The sequence below is a fragment of the Streptomyces sp. NPDC059398 genome, from assembly GCF_042751845.1.
Taxonomy (GTDB): domain Bacteria; phylum Actinomycetota; class Actinomycetes; order Streptomycetales; family Streptomycetaceae; genus Streptomyces.
This window is the reverse complement of sequence record NZ_JBHYWP010000053.1, coordinates 33,847-52,390: the sequence shown is the minus strand read 5'-3', so window position 1 is coordinate 52,390 and position 18,544 is coordinate 33,847. Positions and strand designations below refer to the sequence as shown.

Here is an 18,544-nt window from a genome sequence, read left to right as displayed (position 1 = left end):
CGCACCTCCGGGGCCGTGCGGGGCGGCGCGGCGGGGCGGCGCCGGGACGGGCCCCCCCAACCCCGGGCGGGGGGGCGGGGGGGCCCCCCGCCGTGAGCGGGACCGCCGGACCGGCTCAGTCGTCCGTGCCGTCCTGCGGTGCGGCGGCGGTGCTCTCCTCCTGGTCCTCGGTCAACCCCCGTCGCCAGTACCCCTTGAAGCACACCGAACCGCGCTCGACCCCGCGCTCCCCGACCAGATGGCGCCTCAGCTCCCTGCTGACCGAAGCCTCTCCGGCGATCCAGAAGTACGGCGAGGCGACCGGCAGTTCGGCGTCCCGGAAGGCGTCGAGCAGGGGTGACGGGCTCTGGCCGTGGTGCACCCAGGTGACCTGTGCGGTGCCGGGAAGCTCCAACTCCTCGGCAGGCCCCGAGACTTCGGCGAAGACCTGGACGGGCAGCGCGGCGGGGAGCCCTTCGAGGATCGAGGCGATGGCGGGTAGCGCCGTCTCGTCACCCGCCAGCACGACCGAACGCGTACCGGGCGGCGGCAGGAAGTCCACACCGCCGGCGTCCTCGCGGGCCGGGCCGACGACGAGGACGCGGTCACCGGGGCGGGCGCCGGCCGCCCACCGTGAGGCGGGGCCGCTGCCCTCACCGTGCAGGGCGAAGTCGATGTCGACCTCGTCCGGATCGGTGCGGTGGGCGCGGAAGGTGTACGTACGCAGCACGGGCCGGGTCTCCGGCGGCATCGTCCGCCAGACCGCGTACCAGCCGCTGTCGGTCGTGCCTTCGGGGAGCAGCGGCTCGGCTTGGCCGGGGGCCGGGAGCAGGATCTTGCCGCGCTGGTCGCGGTGGCCGGTGCGGAAGGCGGAGAGCGAGGGGCCCCCGAAGGTGACGCGCACCATCTGCGGGGTGAGCCGGACGGTCCGTTCCACATGGACGGGGAAGACGCGGAACGGCGCCTGGACGGGGCGGGTGGTGACGGTCCCAGCGGTCATACATCACTCCAGGTCGATGAGTCGACAGATCGACAGGCCGATACACGGGCAGGTGCGGGCACGCCCGGACCGGCGTACGACACCTCGAAGCCCTTCTGCTTAAGTTAGGCTAACCTAACCTGCAACGGGGTGGGCCAGGAGCCCCCGTTGGATGCCGATCCCCCAGGAAGAGGAGCGTCCGTATGCGAGCGTCCAGGCCAGAGGCGTCCATGGAGCTGTACCGCGAGTCCGTGGCGCTGTTCGCGACCGGAATCGTCGTGGTGACCGCGGATGACCCCGAGGGGGAGACGCGCGGCGCCACCGTCAACAGCTTCACGTCGATCAGCCTCGATCCCCCGACCGTCATGGTCTCGCTCCGGAAGGGGAAGACGCACTCCCTCATATCGGGGAGCGGCTGGTACGGGGTGAGCGTGCTCGGCCACGGGCAGAGCGCGTACGCCTCCCACTTCAGCGGACCACGCGACGGACACATAGAACCGCGCTTCGTCGAGGGGAGCCATGTGGCCACGCTCGAAGGGAGCCTCGCCCGCTTCGAGTGCGAGGTGACGCGGGAGATCCAGATCCACGACCACACGCTGTTCGTGGCGCGGGTCGCATCGGCGGCCACCTCGTCCGGCGCACATGACGGCGGAGTCCCGCTCGTCTTCTTCGGCAGCCGGCACAGTCATGTGCTGCAGCTCGGCTGACGGGCTGAACGGCGGTGCGCGGCCACCCTGTTGACCGCTCGCATCCGTCGCGCCAACCGTGCCCACCCTGCCGGCCCTGTCGACCGCGTTGACCGCGTTGACCTTGTCGGCACGGCCGACCGCGCCGAGTGCCGCGTCCAGCCGCTTCCGCGCGCCCGGACCCGTGCCTCCCCTCGGGCGTCCCCCTGACCAGGAACAATGGCATAGGCTGACCGCACGTGTTACTTTTCGACCATGCGGTCGAAAAAGAGTGTGGATGGTCAGGGCGACGGCACCTTCGTGAACCGCGCCCGTCGTCGCCAGTTCGTCGATTGCGCGATCGACGGCCTCGTCGAGCTGGGGTACGCGGCGACCACCATCGCGGAGGTAGCCCGGCGGGCCGGGGTGTCGAAGAGTGTGGTGCTCTACCACTTCACCTCCCGGTCCGAGCTGATGGAAGCCGTGATGGAGCAGGTGTACGCGGACGCGGTGCCACCGCTGCGGGCGGAGCGGGCGGCCGCCTCCACCGAGCGCGAGCGGGTGCTGACCTATGTGCGCTCCTGCGTGAACTTCACCTGGACCCACCAGAAGGAAGCGCGGGCCGTGCTGGAGATCAGCCGGAACCTGCGCGGCGACGACGGTGCGCTCCGCTACACGAGCCAGGGCAACGACAGTCTCGTCGCCGTCGCTCAGCAGCTGCTTGAGGCAGGCCAACGGGCCGGTGAGTTCGGGGAGTTCGACACCTGGACGGCGGCGGTACTGCTGCGGGCGACCATCGACGCGCTCTCCGAGCAGTTCATGAACCACTCCGAGCTGGACGGCCCGGAGGTGGCCGGACAGCTGGTGTGGCTGATCGACCGGATGATCCCGGCCGCGGGCACCAGCTGACCGGAACGGGAGCCCTCAAGGAGGACGAGTATGAACACCGTCAATTCCCGGAGCCTGGAACAGCCCCGCACCAGGGAGGCGTTCCGCAGAATCAAACTGCTGGTCGGCGGCTATCTCGGCCTGAGCGTCCTGACCCTTCTGGCCGTCGTGCTGCTGCGCGACGACCACGCCGCGGTGAACTCCGCCGTGTGGATACGCGGCTCCATCGTGGCGGCCAGCTCCGTGCTGCTGTACCGGTTCGCCGTGCGTGCCGCGCGGGGCGCACGTGGTGCCTGGCGCCGTCTGACGGTGATCTCGTCCGTGATGGTCGCGGTCATCGTCGTGATCATCGCGCTGCCCGGGGGTTTCCCCGAGTGGATGAAGATCGAACAGGGTGTCTGCGGACTTCTGCTCGCCGGAGTCGTGGGCTACGCCGCCTCCCTGCGCGGGGTCTTCGCCCGCGGATCCGCCTGACGCGTACGGCGCAGGCCGCACGGGGCCGCACGGGGCCCGCACGCCGCCGCCGTACGGGTGGCTTTAGGGTGCAGGAATGCCCTCGTACAGCATTGGCCAGGCAGCGGGTCTGCTCGGTGTGAGTCCTGAGACCGTCCGCCGCTGGGCCGACGGGGGGCAGATCGCCATGGACCGGGACGGCGCGGGGAACCGTGTCATCGACGGGGTGAGCCTCGCGTCCTTCGCCAAGGGGCGGGCCCAGGGCCTGCATCCGGTGCCGGGGGAGGTCCACACCTCCGTACGGAACTCCTTCGCCGGGATCGTCACCCGGGTCACCGTCGACGACGTGGTCGCCCAGGTCGAGATCCAGTCCGGGCCGCACCGGCTGGTCTCCCTGGTGAGCCGGGAGGCCGTCGACGAACTGGGGATCGTGGTCGGGGTGACGGCGACAGCGCGCGTCAAGTCGACCAATGTGCATATCGACCGGCAGTAGCGGCCCGGCAGCCCGCGGTCCTGCCTCTCAGCGGCACTTCAGCGCGGCGTGCAGGTCGAGTTTGTCGTCCAGGTTGGAGAGCCCCCGGCCGGTCAGCGCCTCCACGCGCTGGATGCGGTAGTGCACCGTGTTGACATGCAGATGCAGCGCCTCGGCCGTACGGGTCCAGGAGCAGTTGTGGGCGAGGAAGGACTCCAGCGTCTCCAGGAGCACACGGTGCGAACCGCTGGAGCTGTCGGACAGGGGCCCCAGGGTGTTGACGCTGAAGGCCGCCCGTACGTCGGTGGGGACACCGGCCAGCAGCGCGTCCAGTGAGGTCAGGTCGTCCACCGCGGTGACCCGGTCGGCCTCCGAGGCCGTGGTGGCCGCCGCTGCCAGGGCGTAACGCGCCTGCCCCAGAGCCGAGTTGAGGCCGCCGGGGCCCGGGGTGCGGTCGCTGATGCCGGCGTGCAGCGGTGTCCCGGGGGAGCAGCCGTGCAGCAGTGACCACGCCTGGTCGAGCGCGGGCCGCCCGGAGTCCTCGTCGTGTCCCGTGTGCAGGACGGCCACCGCGGTCCCGCCGGGCCGCACCCCCACCGCGAACGGTCCGGTCACCACCTGGCTCAGCGCCTCCGTGAGAGCGGCCCGCGCATCCGCCCCCTCCGCCCGCTGCGCACCGTCACCGCCCAGCGCGGCCGCGATCACCCGGTAGTGGCCGTGCGCCGGCAGACCGCAGGCGGCCAGCGCGGAGTCCAGGACCGCCGGGTCCGCCACCGGTGAGTCGGCCAGAGCCAGCAGTTCGTCACCGGCCCGCCGCTCCGTGGCCCGGCGCCGGTCGAGCGTGTGGCGGTGCTGCGCCATCACATCGGCGATCTCGTGGAGCACCCGCGGCGGGGCCTCCGCCGGGTCGGGCAGGTAGAGGTACCAGGTGTCATAGGGGCCCGATTCCGCCTCGACCCGCAGGGCGACCCGGGTGGTGTCCCTCGCGGTGTCCCTGAGCAGCGCGGCGGCCCGCGGCGCGGGCAGTTCGGGGGCGGACGGCGTGCGGCCGAGGGTGCGGCCACCGGCCGACAGGAGGTAGCAGGGCAGCCGCCCGAGATGGGCGAAGGCACGGTCGAGCAGTTCGTCGGGGCCCGCGCCGTCCGCGAGCAGCCGGGACAGCTCGGTCCGTACGTTGGCGGGCAGCGCGTAGTGGTGCGCCGGGCGGCGGCTGAGGTCGCCCCACTGGCGCAGATAGACCGCCTCGGTGATGGCGCGGAAGCTGGTCTGCGCGGGCACCGAGAGCAGCGGAACGCCGTGTTCGCGGCAGGAGTCGATCAGCACGCCGGGGACGGTGCCATGGGTCTCCTCGCCCGCCAGGAGCGCCGTCGCCCCGGCCGAGCGGAGCGCCGATACGAAGTGGTCGGTCTTGGCCGGGCCGGCGTCGGGGCTCCACCAGACCAGCCCGCTCAGCACGATCTCGCCCTGCTGGAGGAAGCGTGCCGGGTCCTCCAGATCGGTGGCGGTGACACCACTGATCTCCCGGGTGAGGAGCGGGGGCTCCCCCCAGAGCAGGGCCAGATCGAGTGATTCGAGCTGGAGAAGTTGTCCGACGTGCATGCTCTGGCTCCTAGGGGCTGTCCGGCGGATCCGGGCGCAGACGCGGGGCCTGGCACGCCCATCTGCGGCGTTGTCGTCGGTTGACGACTCCCCCAGCCTCCGGCCGGGGGGACCCCCACCGCCTCGCCGCCCTCCTCCTCCTTGCAGCTGGACGCACCAGGCCCCGCTCACCGGGGCCGATCGGGAACCGGCGATACCTGCGCCCTGATCCGCCGGACAGCCCCTTGTACAGCGCCCGACCTGAAGATCCGGCATCTCACATTCACGAGGCGAGTGTGAGTGGAACCATCGTAAATGCCAGGCGTCAATGGAGGAACGCCCCTTGGTTGATCGTCCAACCATCGTGCTGTGCACCCGGCGGTTTTCCGTGGCCGGAACCAGTCGTCCCGGACCCCGGCGCGTTGCTTCACTGGCGGAGCACATGCCGCGTCGGCAGCGGCCCCGGCATACGGACACCCCGACGAACCCCGCACGGTACGGGCCGGGAGCAGTACGGAGAGGGAACGAGGGGGAGCGCTATGGATCTCAACACGGTGGCCGAGGTGCGGGACGCGCGCACCCGGCCGGCCTGGCGGCCCGGCGACTACTGGCTGGGCGGCGGCACCTACCTCTTCTCCGAACCCCAGCCCCGGCTGCGGCGTTTGATCGACCTCAGCCGGATGGGCTGGGAGCCGCTGAAGGAACTGCCGGACGGCGGTCTGGAGATCGCCGCGACCTGCACGATCGCCCAGCTCTCGCGGTTCGGAAAGGTCTGGTCGGCCCCTGCGGCGCCGCTCGTCGAGCAGTGCTGCCGCGCCTTCCTCGCCTCGTTCAAGATCTGGAACATGGCGACTCTCGGCGGCAACCTCTGCAACGGTCTGCCGGCCGGCCCGATGATCTCCCTCACCGCCGCTCTCGACGGCGTCTGCCTGCTCCGGGCCCAGGACGGATCGCTGCGCCGTCTGCCGGTCACGGAGTTCATCACCGGTGCCGGGGCGAAGAACCTGGGCCAGGGGGAGCTGCTGCGCTCGGTCACCCTGCCCGCCCGCGCCGTCGCCTCCCGTACGGCCTTCCGGCAGGCGTCCCTCTACGGGCTCGGACGCTCCGGCGCCCTGGTCATCGGCGCGCTCGACCCGCTGGACGGCTCGCTGGCGATCACGGTCTCGGCCGCGACCGTACGGCCCTTCCGGTTCTGGTTCCCGCTGCCGCCTTCGCCGGACGAACTGCGCGCGGCGATCCTGCGGGAGGTCCGGGACGACGACTGGTTCGACGACATCCACGGACTCCCCGAGTGGCGCCGCCACATGGCGCTGCGGCTGGCCGAGGAGATCCGTTCCGAACTCACCGGGGGCGGTGTGCGATGACCTACGAGATCGAAGTGAACAACCAGCGTTTCGACGCGGAGCCCCGCCCCGGCCAGTGTCTGCGGACCTATCTGCGGGACCGCGGCTGGTTCGGTGTGAAGAAGGGGTGCGACGCGGGCGACTGCGGGGCGTGCACGGTGCATGTGGACGGCGAGCCCGTGCACAGCTGCCTCTACCCCGCCGTCCGGGCGGAGGGCCGCTCGGTCACCACGGTGGAGGGGCTCGCGAAGGACGGCGAACTCCACCCCGTACAGCAGAAGTTCCTCGACGCGCAGGGATTCCAGTGCGGGTTCTGCACCGCCGGGTTCCTGATGACCACCGCGGCGCTCGACGAGGACCAGCTGACCGACCTGCCCAGGGCGCTCAAGGGAAATCTGTGCCGCTGCACGGGCTACCGGGCGATCGAGGACTCCATCCGGGGCGTCAAGCACGCCGAGGCGCCGTGCGCGGGCAAGGCCGTCGGCCGCAGTCTGCCCGCCCCCGCCGGGCCGCAGGTGGTCACCGGCACCGCGCGCTACACCTTCGACATCAATGTGCCGGGGCTGCTGCACATGAAGCTGCTGCGCTCCCCGCACGCGCACGCCCGGATCGTCTCCATCGACACGGCGGCCGCGCTGCGGGTGCCCGGAGTGCACCTCGTACTGACCCACCACGACGCACCGGAGCGGCTCTACTCGACCGCGCGCCATGAACACCCCGAGGAGGACCCGGACGACACCCGGCTGCTGGACGACACGGTGCGCTACGTCGGCCAGCGCGTCGCCGCCGTCGTCGCCGAGAGCGAGGGCGCGGCCGAGGAGGGATGCCGCCGGATCGAGGTCGAGTACGAGGTCCTGCCCGCCGTGCTCGACCCGGAGGAGGCGATGCTGCCCGGCGCTCCCGTCGTCCACGCCAAGGACGCGGAGCGATCCCGGATCAGCCGCCCGCAGGACAACGTGGTCGGGGAGACCCACGGCGAGACCGGCGATGTCGAGGCGGGCTTCGCCGAGGCCGACGTGGTGTACGAACAGGACTTCCGGACCCAGCGGGTGCAGCACGCCAGCCTGGAGACGCACGGCGCGGTGGCCTGGTTCGAGGACATGGACGAGAACGTGGCCGGCGAGGTGGGCTCCGCGGTGGGGGTCGACCGGGTGAGCAGGGACCCCGAGACGGGCGTGAACGTCCACGCCGGGGTGGGAGAGCCGGGAGAGGCGGGAGAGCTGGAAGAGGCAGAGGAGGCCGCGGAGGCCGGAGAGGCTGCGGAGGCCGGAGAGGCCGGAGACGCAGAAGAGCCAGTAGCGGCAGTAGCGGCAGAAGAGGCGGCGGGCACCGGCCGTACCGCCGGGATCCCCGCCCCGCCCGAAGGGCAGCGGCTGATCGTACGGACGAGCAGCCAGACCCCGTTCCTGACCCGGCGCGCGCTCTGTGTCCTCTTCGAACTGCCGCTGGAGAAGGTGCGCGTGTTCGCGGGCCGGGTCGGCGGCGGCTTCGGCGGCAAGCAGGAGATGATCGTCGAGGACATCGTCGCGCTCGCCGCGATGCGGACCCGCCGCCCGGTCAAGCTGGAGTACACCCGGGCCGAGCAGTTCTACGGCGCCACCACCCGCCACGCGTTCCGTATCCGTATCAAGGCCGGGGCCCGGCGGGACGGCACGCTCACCGCGCTCCAGCTGCGCGTCGTCTCCAACACCGGGGCGTACGGGAACCACGGCCCCGCCGTGATGTTCCACGCCTGCGGCGAGTCCCTCTCGGTGTACCGCTGCCCCAACAAGAGGGCCGACGGCTACTCGGTCTACACCCACACCGTTCCGGCGGGCGCGTTCCGCGGGTACGGGCTCGGGCAGGTCGTCTTCGGCATGGAGTCCGTGCTCGACGAGATCGCCAGGCGGCTGGACATGGACCCGCTGGACCTCAAGGCGCGGAACATCATCAAGGCGGGCGAGCCCATGGTCACCGCCGACGGTGAGGAGGAGGACCTGCACATCGCGAGCTACGGGCTCGACCAGTGCCTCGGTATCGTCCGCACGGCGCAGGCACAGGAGAAGGAGCGGGCACAGGCGCAGGAGAAGGAGAGCGCGGGCGCCCCGGACACCGCACCGGAGACCGCACCGGGCGCCGTCGTGCCCGATGGCTGGCTCACCGGGGAGGGCGCGGCCCTCTCGATGATCGCCACCGGGCCGCCCGGCGGTCACATCGCCGACGCCCGTGTCACGCTGCTCGCCGACGGCACCTTCGACCTCGCCGTCGGTACGGCCGAGTTCGGCAACGGCACCACCACCGTCCACCGGCAGATCGCGGCGGGCGAACTCGGCACCACCGTCGGCCGGATCGCCATCCGGCAGTCGGACACGGACGTGGTCCGCCACGACACCGGTGCCTTCGGGTCGACCGGCACCGTGGTGGCGGGCAAGGCCACCCTGCGGGCATCGGAGGCGCTCGCGGCGTCGCTGCTGCGCTTCGCCGCCGCCCATCTCGGGGTGTCCCCGGCCGACTGCCGTCTGGTCGAGGAGGCCGTCGAGTGCGGTGACCGCCGTCTGCTGCTCAAGGAGGTGTACGCCGCCGCGCAGACGGCGGGCCAGGTGCTCGCCGAGGACGGGTACTTCGGCGGCACTCCCCGCTCGGTGGCCTTCAACGCCCAGTGGTTCCGGATCGCCGTCGACCCCGGCAGCGGTGAGATCCGTATCCTGCGCAGCGTGCACGCGGCGGACGCGGGCAAGGTGATGAACCCGATGCAGTGCCGCGGCCAGGTCGAGGGGGGAGTGGCGCAGGCCCTGGGGGCGACGCTCTTCGAGAACGTACGGATCGGGGACCGTGGCCAGGTCACCACGCCCGCCTTCCGGATGTACCGGCTGCCCGCCTTCGCCGATGTGCCGCGTACCGAGGTGCACTTCATGGAGACCGACGACGCCATCGGTCCGCTGGGCGCGAAGTCCATGAGCGAGAGCCCGTTCAACCCGGTGGCCCCGGCGCTGGCCAACGCCCTGCGGGACGCCACCGGTATCCGCTTCACCGAACTCCCGGTCACCCGCGACCGCGTATGGCGTGCCATGGACCGGCGGGCGAGGGGCCTGGATGTCTAGAGATTCACCCGGATCCCCGGACATCTCGCGGATACCGCTTCCCGCGGCCCCTTTCCCTCCCAGCGGCGAGCCGGGCGAGCCACATCGGGCCGCACCTGTGGTTCAGGCGCCGAGGCGGTGGGCATCATGGGCTCCAGGCAAGGGCGGACGCCGAGTGGCCCGCCTGGAGGGGGAACCCCATGAGTGGAACCACCGCACCGTCCCGGCCCGTCCGCGCCGCCTCCCTGGCGCCCAGAAGCCTGGTGCTCAAGGGCGAGTTGGTGCGGCCCGTCGCGCTGACGGTGGCGGATCTGCGGGCCCGGTGGGGCCAGCACCGGGCGGATGTGGTCTTCGACTGCGCCAAGAACGGCCCGCAGCACCACACCTTCGAGGGTCCGCTGCTGCGCGAGGTCGTCGGCGACGCACGGCCGGCCTTCGACCCGGCGCGGCGCAAGGACCGTTCCCGCTTCCTGTTGGCCGTCCAGGGCGGGGACGGGCACCGTACGGTGCTGTCCTGGGCCGAGATCGACGCGGACTTCGCGGACTCGCCGATCCTGCTGGCCACCGCCGTGGACGGACGCGGCCTGGACATGGCGGGCAGTCAGCTGGTGGTCCCGTCCGACCGCTGCGGGGCGCGCTACATCAGCGCGATCACCAGTGTCTGGGTCGGTGCCTGCGTCTTCGCCGAGCGGTAGGCGCGGCCGTGCCGCCCGCCCTCACACCGTGGCGAGGGAGACCTCGGTGGACTTGATCAGCGCGACGACGGACGAGCCCGCCGCGAGGCCGAGTTCGGCCGCCGACTCCTTCGTGATGGCCGCCGTCAGCTCCGCCCCCTCGACGTCGACCTTGACCCCGGCCATGGCCCCGCCCGTCGTGACGGCGGTGACCGTGCCGGGAAGCCGGTTGCGGATGCTCAGCCCGGTGACCGGGCCGGTCGCCAGGGAGATCTCGGTGGACTTGATCAGCGCCCGTACGGCCACGCCCTCCGCGACACCCAGCTCCCGCGCAGCCTCCAGGGTGATGGCGGCGGTGACCTCCTGGCCGCCGCCGAGGTGCACCTTGACGGTCGCCATGACCGCCCCCTCGGTGACGCCCGTGACGGTGCCGGGGAGCTGGTTGCGGATGCTCAGACTGCGGATGTCCAGAGACATGGGGGAACCTCGCACACAGAGGGGGATGTCGGATTTGCGATATTACGTTCCCCGCCTTCGCCGTGCGTCCCCTGTCGCCCAACGGCGCTTCGGGTCTTCCTCCAAGGGGATTGGCATCTGCCATGGAGCTTCGGCCGATGAATTGCAGATGCCAGCCAACTGGGCATATCTTTCCGCATATGCAGTCCTACACGATCGGTCAGGCGGCTCGTCTGCTCGGCGTCAGCCCCGACACCGCTCGTCGCTGGGCGGATGCCGGCAGAGTCGCGACCCACCGCGACGAATCCGGCCGCCGGCTCATCGGCGGACGCGATCTGGCCGCCTTCTCGATCGAGATCGGGCAGAGCTCCGCAGGCGAGGACGGCGCGTCCTACACCTCGGCGCGCAACGCGTTCCCGGGCATCGTCACCGCCGTGAAGCTCGGCGATGTGGCGGCTCAGGTGGAAATCCAGGCAGGCCCGCACCGGTTGGTCTCCCTCCTCACCAGGGAGGCCGTCGAGGAACTCGGCCTGGAGGTCGGCATGCAGGCCACCGCCCGCGTCAAGTCGACCAGTGTGCACATCGACCGGACCTGAGCCCCGTGCCGGCTCGGATCCGCTCCCGTAAGCAGCTCCCCCACACAGCGGCGTCGCCCTTCCCCGAACCCTCGGACCAACCCGAGCCGGGAGGCCCCCATTCGGCGTGGCTCATCCCCATCCGCTCGGGCAGCAACCGTGCCGCCCGTCCCTCAAGGAGTCCCACCCTCATGTCCCGCATCCTCACCCGCCGCCGTACCGCCACCGCGATCGTCACCGCAGCCCTGCTGCTGCCGCTGGCCGCCTGTGGCGGCAACGACGACAGCAAGAAGGACACCGGCGCCAAGGCGTCCGACTCCGCGTCCGGCACCCCGAAGGCGGATCTGACCGTCCTCGCCGCCTCCTCGCTCACCGACGTGTTCGCCACCGCGAAGAAGGCGTACGAGAAGGAGCACCCCGGCACGAAGATCACCTACTCCTTCGCCGGCTCCCAGGAACTGGCCACCCAGGTGAAGCAGGGCTCCCCGGCCGACGCGCTGGTCACCGCGGACACCAAGACGATGGACGGCCTCAAGTCCGACGTCGGTACGCCGGAGATCATCGCCAAGAACCGTCTGGTCATCGCCACCGGCAAGGGCAACCCGGACAAGATCAAGGACCTGAAGGACCTCTCCGACTCCAAGCTGAAGGTCGTACTCGCCGCCCCCGAGGTGCCCGTCGGCCGTTACAGCAAGCAGGTGCTCGACGCCCAGAAGATCAAGGTGAAGCCGGTCTCCCAGGAGGTCAACGTCCGCGCCGTCCTCTCCAAGGTCGAGCTGGGCGAGGCGGACGCGGGCATCGTCTACAAGACGGACGCGGCCACGGCGCCCGGCAAGGTCCAGGCCGTCGACATCCCCGACGCGCAGAACGCCGTCGCCTCCTACCCGGCGGCGACCATCAAGGACTCGAAGCACTCGGCGGCCGCCGCCGCGTTCGTCAAGTGGCTGGCCGGCCCCGAGGCGCAGAAGATCCTCCAGGGCGCGGGCTTCCAGAAGCCGTAGCAGGCCCAAAGCCGCAGTGCGGCCAAAGCCGTAGCAGGCCCAAGCCGCAGTACGGCCAAAGTCGTAGCACGCCTAAAGCCGTAGTGCGGCCCAAGCTGTAGAACGCCCAAGCTGTAGAACGCTCAACTCTCCCGTACGGGGCTGTTGTTGCCGCTGCCGTATCCGCGCAGACGGTGGACAGCCCCGTACGGTCCCGCCTTGTATGGATACGCGGCCACGGCTCCGGCACCCGGGTGGCCGCTGTCCGGCATCCCGATCACAGGAACCCCGATGAGAAGCATCCGCGTCCGTGCCCGCACTCCGCGCACCGGCACCCCGATCGCCCTCGCGGTGCCCGCTCTGATCGCGGTCGCGTTCCTGCTGATGCCGCTGATCGGCATCCTGGCCCGCACCTCATGGGGCGAGCTGGGCACCCATCTGACCAGCCCGGACACCACCCAGGCGCTACGGCTCTCGCTGCTGGTCTCCTTCTGGGCGCTGGGCCTCTCACTGCTGCTCGGGGTGCCGCTGGCCTGGCTGCTCGCCCGGGTCGACTTCCCGGGCAAGACGCTCGTACGCTCGCTCGTCCTGCTGCCGATGGTGCTGCCGCCCACCGTCGGCGGTGTGGCGCTGCTGCTCGGGTTCGGCCGCCGGGGGCTGCTCGGGCCCTGGCTGGAGAACACCTTCGGGATCGTGCTGCCCTTCCACACCTCGGGGGCGGTGGTCGCGGCGACCTTCGTGGCGATGCCGTTCCTGGTCATCAGCCTGGAGGGCACGCTCGCCGGGCTGCGTCCGCGGTACGAGGAGACCGCGGCCTCGCTCGGAGCGTCGCCGGTCCGGGTGTTCTGCACCGTCACGCTGCCCATGGTCGCGCCGGGTCTCGCCGCGGGCGCCGCGCTGACCTGGGCCAGGGCGCTCGGTGAGTTCGGGGCGACGATCACCTTCGCCGGGAATCTGCCCGGTACCACCCAGACGCTGCCGCTCCAGGTGTATCTGCTGCTCCAGGACTCGCCGGAGGCCGCGACCTCCGTCTCGCTGCTGCTTCTCGTCATCGCGATGGCCGTCCTGGTCGCCCTGCGCGGACGGTGGACCGGCGGAACGGCCGAGCGCACCGCGAAGCCCGTACGCCCCGCCGACGACACGGACGGTACGGACGGCACCGGCCGGCCCGAACCCGGCTTCGGCCCCGCCGCCACTGCGGAAGGCGCACCGGACGCGGACCGCGCCGTCGGCGCAGCGGACACCACCACGGGAGGCGGCCCGGCCCCCGAGTCCTTTGCCCCGCAGGAGCGCTGGCCGCTGCACGCGGTGGTCACCGGCTTCAACGAGCTGACCCTGGACGCGGAGCCGGGCACCACCATCGCGGTCGTCGGCCCCAACGGCGCGGGCAAGACCACCCTGCTGCGCGCCCTCCTCGGCCTCACCCCGCGCGCCCACGCGGAACTGCGGCTGGGCGACACCGACGTCGGCCCGCTGCCGCCGCACCGCCGGGGGGTGGCCTGGGTCCCGCAGGACGGGGCGCTCTTCCCGCATCTCAGCGCGCTCACCAACACCGCCTACGGCCTGCGGTCGCGCCGGGTGCCACGCGCGGAGGCGCGCCGGGATGCGGCCCTGTGGCTGGAGCGGCTCGGCGTCGGCCATCTCGCCGCCCGCAAGCCCTCCCAGCTCTCCGGCGGCCAGGCGCAGCGCGTCGCCCTCGCCAGGGCGCTCGCCGCCCGCCCCCGGCTGCTGCTGCTCGACGAACCACTCGCCGCACTCGACCAGACCACCCGGGCCCATGTGCGCCACACCCTGCGGACGCACCTCAGCGGCTTCGCCGGTGTCTGTCTGATCGTCACCCACGACCCGGTGGAGGCGGTCTCGCTGGCCGACCGGGTCCTCGTACTGGACGACGGCCGTACGCTCCAGGACGCCCCGCCCGCCGAAGTCACCCTGCATCCGCGGTCGCCGTGGGTGGCCCGGATGCTCGGCCGCAACGCCTGGACCGGCACCGCGTCGGGGGACGGCCTCGCGCTCACCGGCGGCGGACAGCTCGTCGTCGCCGACGGGCTCGCCGAGGGCACCGGGGCGCTGGCGATCATCGCGCCCGAGGCCGTCTCCGTACACCCGGACCGGCCGACCGGCAGCCCGCGCAACGTCTGGCCCGGCACCGTACGGGAGATCACATCGGCGGGCAGCAGGCTCCGCGTCCTCATCACCTCGGCCGAGGCGCCCGACCTGGTGGCCGAGATCACCCCGCAGGCCGCACTCGAACTCGGCCTCGCGGACGGCGTACGGGTGTGGACCAGCGTCAAGGCCACCGAGATCACCCTGGTCGAGGTCTAGGACCTCCCAGCTTCCCTCCCGCTCCCACCGCGACCCCGACCCCACCCCCACTGCGACCCCACCCCCACCGCGACCCCGACCCCACCGCGACCACGACCCCACCCCGACCCCGGCCGAGCGGCCGGGGTCTTTCTGCTGCCCGCCCTGCTCTCCAGCGATTGACATAATGCTCACTATCCGAATAGCGTTATCCATATGAAAGCCGCTGGGCGACGCCCAGCCGGACGGGGGGGCCGATGCGCGCCCCCGCCCGATACCCCGGCGCCGCCGTGCACTGGCCGCCACCGGTCTCCCCACACCTCTCGGAGCGAAGAAATGACGTCCTCATCGAAAGCCCTCCGTTATCTGCTCGGCGGTCTGCTGATCGGCGGTTTCTGGTACCTCAACCGCGGCAGGCCGGTGTGGGAGGAGGCGCTGCGCACGATCCTCGTGTTCGCCGTGGTGATGTTCCTGCTCAGGTCCCGGCTCCGGCGCAGGTCCGTCGAGGTGCACCTGGTGCCGCTGGTCGCTTCGAAGGCCGTCCTGGTAGTGATCGCGGCCGTGGTCGAGGAGCAGCTCAAGGGCTCGGTCGGCGATGCCTCGCTCGTCGTCGCGATCGGGCTCGGACTCGCCGTCATGCTGCTCGGGCCGCTGGGTGACAGCCGGTTCTTCACCCCTCTCGCGCCGCCCATGACCGCGAAGCCCCTGCCGCACATCCGATAGCGAGCCCCTGCCGTGCGGGCGTGACGGGTGTCACCGCAGAGTTGACGCGCCGTCACGATCGCGCGCATACAACCCCGTTGCCCTCCGCGGACCGTTCACCCCACCATGGAGCAGCCCCGTGACCGAGCACACCTTCCACACCCGGGGGAACTACGCCCCGGTCGCCGCCGAGTCGACCGCGTTCGACCTGCCGGTCACCGGTGCGGTGCCGCCCGAGCTGAACGGCTGGTACGTACGCAACGGACCGAACCCGCGTACGGAGTCGCGGCACTGGTTTCTCGGCGAGGGCATGCTCCACGGTGTGCGCCTGGAGAACGGGCGGGCCGCCTGCTACCGCAACCGCTGGGTGCGCACCGAGGGCTTCGACACCCCGCTGCCGCCCCGTCCGGACGGCTCACCGGAGCTGACCGGCGCCTGGGCCAACACCCATGTCGTCAGCCACGCCGGCCGGACGCTCGCGCTGGAGGAGGCGTCGCTGCCGTACGAGGTGACCCGTGAGCTGGAGACGGTCGGTCCGTACGACTTCGGGGGCGGGCTCACCACCCCGATGACCGCGCATCCCAAGATCTGCCCGGAGACCGGGGAGCTCCACTTCTTCGGTTATGCGAAGCGGCAGCCGTATCTGACGTACCACCGCGCCGACGCGCACGGCACCCTGCGGCTGAGCCGCCCGATAGAGGTGGCCGGGCCGACGATGATGCATGAGTTCACGCTCACCAGCAGGCATGTCGTCTTCCTCGATCTGCCGGTCGTGCTGGTGCCCGGCGGAAAGGGGATGCCCTACCGCTGGGACCCGGGATACGGCGCCCGGATCGGGCTGCTGCCGAGGACCGATCCGCACGGTGCGGTGCGGTGGTTCCCCATCGATCCGTGCTACGTGTTCCATACGCTCAACGCGTACGAGGCGGGCGACGAGGTCGTCCTGTACGCGGCGCGGTACGCGCACCTGTGGTGGGAGGGCCACGACTCCGTGCCCGCGCATCTGTGGCGGTGGCGTCTCGATCTCCGTACCGGCGCGGTACGGGAAGAGCAACTGGACGACAGGGCCTGCGAGTTCCCCCGTATCGACGACCGTCTCGCGGGGCTCGACGCCCGGTACGGCCATGTGACGGCCGGGAACTCGCTCGTGCGCTACGACCTGCACACGGGATCGGCCGCGGAGCACGCCTTCGGCGCGGACCGGACGCCGGGCGAGGCGGCGTTCGCGCCTCCGCGCTGGCTGATCACCTATGTCCACGACCGCACCCGTGACGCCAGTGACCTGGTGATCCTGGACGCCACGGACCTCTCGGAACCCGTCGCCACAATCGAGCTGCCCGCCCGGGTGCCCGCCGGGTTCCACGGCAACTGGCTGCCGGACGGGGCCTGAAGGCGCCCCGCCATGCGGCCGCCCTCCCGGCAATTGACGTAATTAACACTATTTCGGTAATGTTCGCTATATGAAAGACGACGACTCACGTCCGCGCCGTATGACCCGGGCGGAGACCAAGGCGCGCACCCGCACCCTTCTCCTGGAGGCCGCGGCGCGGGTGTTCGCACGCAAGGGTTTCGCGGGGGCGTCGGTCGACGACATCGCGGAGAGCGCCGGGTTCTCCACCGGGGCGCTGTACTCGAACTTCGCGGGCAAGGACGAGCTGTTCGTCGAGCTTCTCTCGAACCGGAGCGGCAGCCGCCTCGCCGAGGCCGCCGCGATCCTGTCCGACCGGGACGGAACTGTCGAGGACACCCAGACCATGCTGTCCCGGCTGCTGGTCGAGGTCGCGAGCGAGGACATGGATCTCGCCCCGCTGCAGGCGGAGTTCTGGCTGTACGCGATCCGTCACCCCGAGTTCCAGGAGCGTATGGCCGCACAGTTCCGCGGCAACCGGGACGCGCTGTCCACCGTCCTCTCGGACCGGGCCAAGGCGCGGGGGCAGTCCGACGACGTTCCGTTCGACGGGGTCGCCACAGTCGTGATGGCGCTGTTCCAGGGACTTGTGCAGCTCCGCAGGACGGATCCGGAGCTGGTTCCCGAGAATCTCTACGGCGACGCCGTCCACTGGCTGTTCAGCGGTCTCATCGCGTCGCAGCGGTCGAAGGACTGACCCGACCGGGGCGGGGGGCGGTCCCGGGCGCCGGTTAGCATCCCGTGTGACCCCGATACGCCCGCCCAAGGAGACGCCGATACGTCGGCGCATACTCGCCGACCTCACACCGCTGCGCACATCCCCCGACTTCCGGCGGCTGTGGTTCGGCAACACCGTCTCCTGGGTCGGGCAGGGCATGACCACCCTGGCCATCTCGCTCCAGGTCTACGCCCTCACGCACTCCAGCTTCTCCGTCGGGCTGGTGGGGCTCTTCTCGCTGGTGCCGCTCGTCGCGTTCGGCCTGTACGGAGGGGCCGTAGCGGACACGCTCGACCGCCGCAAACTCGGGCTGTACAGCGCCCTCGGGTCCGCCTTCCTCTCGGTCGCCCTCGCGTCGGCCGCGTTCGCCGGCTTCCACCATGTCTGGTTTCTGTACGGCATCGTGGCCCTGCAGTCCGTCTGCGCCGCCCTCAACGCCCCGGCCAGATCCGCGATGATCCCCCGGCTGCTGCCCGGTGAACAACTGCCCGCGGCCAACGCGCTGTCCTCGATGACCACCACCTTCGGGACGCTGATCGGCCCGATGCTCGGCGGCCTCATCGTCGGCTTCTGGGGCTATCAGGCCGCGTACCTCATCGACGCCGTCTCCTTCGTCGCCGCCCTCTACGCGATGTGGCGGCTGCCCACGATGCTCCCCGACCGGGCCGCGGGCCAGAAGAGCCGCGCCTCGGTCCTGGACGGGCTGCGCTTCCTGGCCACCCGCCCCAACCTCCGGATGACGTTCTTCTCGGACTTCTGCGCCATGATCCTGGCCCAGCCGCGGGCGCTGTTCCCCGCGGTGGCCGTCCTCTGGTACGGGGGAGACGCCCGCACCACGGGGCTGCTGGTGGCGGCCCCCGCGGTCGGCGCGCTGCTCGGCGGGGTCTTCTCCGGCTGGCTGGGCGGCATCCACCGGCACGGCCTCGCGATCGTGGTCGCGGTCGCCGGATGGGGGCTCGCCATCGCGGTGTTCGGCCTGACCAGGAACCTCTGGCTCGGGCTGCTCTTCCTCGCGCTCGCCGGTGCCGCTGACACCGTGTCCATGGTCTTCCGCAACACGATGATGCAGGTAGCCGCCCCGGACGAGATGCGCGGCAGGCTCCAGGGGGTCTTCATCGTGGTCGTCGCGGGCGGACCGCGCCTCGGCGACTTCCTCGCGGGCTCGGCGGGCGATCTGGCCTCCCCGACCGCGGCCGTGGTCGGCGGCGGCCTCGCCTGCGTCCTCGCGGTCACCCTGCTCGGCCTGACCCGGCGCGGCTTCCTGCGCTACGACGCCAGGTCGCCGGTGCCGTAACCCGGCCGCAGGGGCGG

17 protein-coding genes are annotated in these 18,544 nt (G+C 71.5%); 14 read left to right on the top strand and 3 right to left on the bottom strand.

Annotated elements, in window-relative coordinates; translation table 11 throughout:
* Positions 1–115: 115 nt before the first annotated feature.
* On the bottom strand, positions 116–979 hold the full coding sequence (locus tag ACFXBC_RS19960; RefSeq protein ID WP_385025706.1) for a siderophore-interacting protein: 864 nt from the start codon (positions 977–979) through the stop codon (positions 116–118).
* 182 nt (positions 980–1,161) lie between these two features.
* On the opposite strand from ACFXBC_RS19960, the gene ACFXBC_RS19955 reads away from it, so the two are divergent.
* The 4 genes from ACFXBC_RS19955 to ACFXBC_RS19940 all read left to right on the top strand — a co-directional run bounded on the left by ACFXBC_RS19955 (position 1,162) and on the right by ACFXBC_RS19940 (position 3,457).
* Complete coding sequence (locus ACFXBC_RS19955; protein WP_385025703.1) at positions 1,162–1,665, top strand: flavin reductase family protein; 504 nt, start codon at positions 1,162–1,164, stop codon at positions 1,663–1,665.
* Positions 1,666–1,899: 234 nt separating this feature from the next.
* Entirely contained in the window at positions 1,900–2,532 is a 633-nt protein-coding gene (locus tag ACFXBC_RS19950) for a TetR/AcrR family transcriptional regulator (protein WP_385025700.1), read from the top strand.
* Positions 2,533–2,562: 30 nt separating this feature from the next.
* The gene (locus ACFXBC_RS19945; RefSeq protein WP_385025697.1) at positions 2,563–2,985 is read left to right on the top strand and encodes a hypothetical protein; all 423 of its coding nucleotides are present in this window, start codon (positions 2,563–2,565) and stop codon (positions 2,983–2,985) included.
* A 76-nt stretch (positions 2,986–3,061) separates the two neighbouring features.
* Positions 3,062–3,457: a molybdopterin-binding protein gene (locus tag ACFXBC_RS19940; protein ID WP_385025694.1), complete on the top strand. Its 396-nt coding sequence runs from the start codon at positions 3,062–3,064 to the stop codon at positions 3,455–3,457.
* Between the two features lie 27 nt (positions 3,458–3,484).
* Here ACFXBC_RS19940 and ACFXBC_RS19935 read toward each other — a convergent pair whose 3' ends face one another.
* Positions 3,485–5,035, bottom strand: a complete 1,551-nt coding sequence (locus ACFXBC_RS19935; RefSeq protein ID WP_385025691.1) for a PucR family transcriptional regulator — start codon at positions 5,033–5,035, stop codon at positions 3,485–3,487.
* 518 nt (positions 5,036–5,553) lie between these two features.
* Between ACFXBC_RS19935 and ACFXBC_RS19930 the strand changes: the two genes are divergently transcribed.
* The 3 genes from ACFXBC_RS19930 to ACFXBC_RS19920 all read left to right on the top strand — a co-directional run bounded on the left by ACFXBC_RS19930 (position 5,554) and on the right by ACFXBC_RS19920 (position 10,111).
* Positions 5,554–6,378 (top strand): FAD binding domain-containing protein, encoded by an 825-nt coding sequence (locus tag ACFXBC_RS19930; RefSeq protein WP_385025688.1) that lies wholly within the window; start codon positions 5,554–5,556, stop codon positions 6,376–6,378.
* Positions 6,375–9,437 carry a molybdopterin-dependent oxidoreductase gene (locus ACFXBC_RS19925; protein ID WP_385025685.1) on the top strand — a complete coding sequence of 1,021 codons (3,063 nt, stop codon included), beginning with the start codon at positions 6,375–6,377 and terminating at the stop codon, positions 9,435–9,437. The genes ACFXBC_RS19930 and ACFXBC_RS19925 overlap by 4 nt, the downstream gene beginning before the upstream one ends.
* A 179-nt stretch (positions 9,438–9,616) precedes the next feature.
* Positions 9,617–10,111 (top strand): molybdopterin-dependent oxidoreductase, encoded by a 495-nt coding sequence (locus tag ACFXBC_RS19920; RefSeq protein ID WP_385025682.1) that lies wholly within the window; start codon positions 9,617–9,619, stop codon positions 10,109–10,111.
* Between the two features lie 21 nt (positions 10,112–10,132).
* On the opposite strand, the gene ACFXBC_RS19915 is transcribed toward ACFXBC_RS19920, so the two are convergent.
* Positions 10,133–10,567, bottom strand: coding sequence for a molybdopterin-binding protein (locus tag ACFXBC_RS19915; protein WP_385025679.1), 435 nt, complete (start codon positions 10,565–10,567; stop codon positions 10,133–10,135).
* A gap of 179 nt (positions 10,568–10,746) precedes the next feature.
* Here ACFXBC_RS19915 and ACFXBC_RS19910 point away from each other — a divergent pair, with 179 nt between their 5' ends.
* The 7 genes from ACFXBC_RS19910 (at position 10,747) to ACFXBC_RS19880 (ending at position 18,527) form a co-directional block, all read left to right on the top strand.
* Positions 10,747–11,142 (top strand): molybdopterin-binding protein, encoded by a 396-nt coding sequence (locus ACFXBC_RS19910; protein ID WP_385025676.1) that lies wholly within the window; start codon positions 10,747–10,749, stop codon positions 11,140–11,142.
* A 170-nt stretch (positions 11,143–11,312) separates the two neighbouring features.
* Positions 11,313–12,122: a molybdate ABC transporter substrate-binding protein gene (modA, locus tag ACFXBC_RS19905; protein WP_385025673.1), complete on the top strand. Its 810-nt coding sequence runs from the start codon at positions 11,313–11,315 to the stop codon at positions 12,120–12,122.
* A gap of 270 nt (positions 12,123–12,392) precedes the next feature.
* Positions 12,393–14,426 (top strand): ABC transporter permease, encoded by a 2,034-nt coding sequence (locus tag ACFXBC_RS19900; protein ID WP_385025670.1) that lies wholly within the window; start codon positions 12,393–12,395, stop codon positions 14,424–14,426.
* A 315-nt stretch (positions 14,427–14,741) separates the two neighbouring features.
* Positions 14,742–15,128, top strand: coding sequence for a hypothetical protein (locus ACFXBC_RS19895; RefSeq protein WP_385025667.1), 387 nt, complete (start codon positions 14,742–14,744; stop codon positions 15,126–15,128).
* A gap of 118 nt (positions 15,129–15,246) precedes the next feature.
* On the top strand, positions 15,247–16,497 hold the full coding sequence (locus ACFXBC_RS19890) for a carotenoid oxygenase family protein (protein ID WP_385025664.1): 1,251 nt from the start codon (positions 15,247–15,249) through the stop codon (positions 16,495–16,497).
* A gap of 70 nt (positions 16,498–16,567) precedes the next feature.
* Positions 16,568–17,212, top strand: coding sequence for a TetR/AcrR family transcriptional regulator (locus tag ACFXBC_RS19885; RefSeq protein WP_385025661.1), 645 nt, complete (start codon positions 16,568–16,570; stop codon positions 17,210–17,212).
* A gap of 46 nt (positions 17,213–17,258) precedes the next feature.
* Positions 17,259–18,527 (top strand): MFS transporter, encoded by a 1,269-nt coding sequence (locus ACFXBC_RS19880; protein WP_385025658.1) that lies wholly within the window; start codon positions 17,259–17,261, stop codon positions 18,525–18,527.
* Positions 18,528–18,544 lie beyond the last annotated feature (17 nt).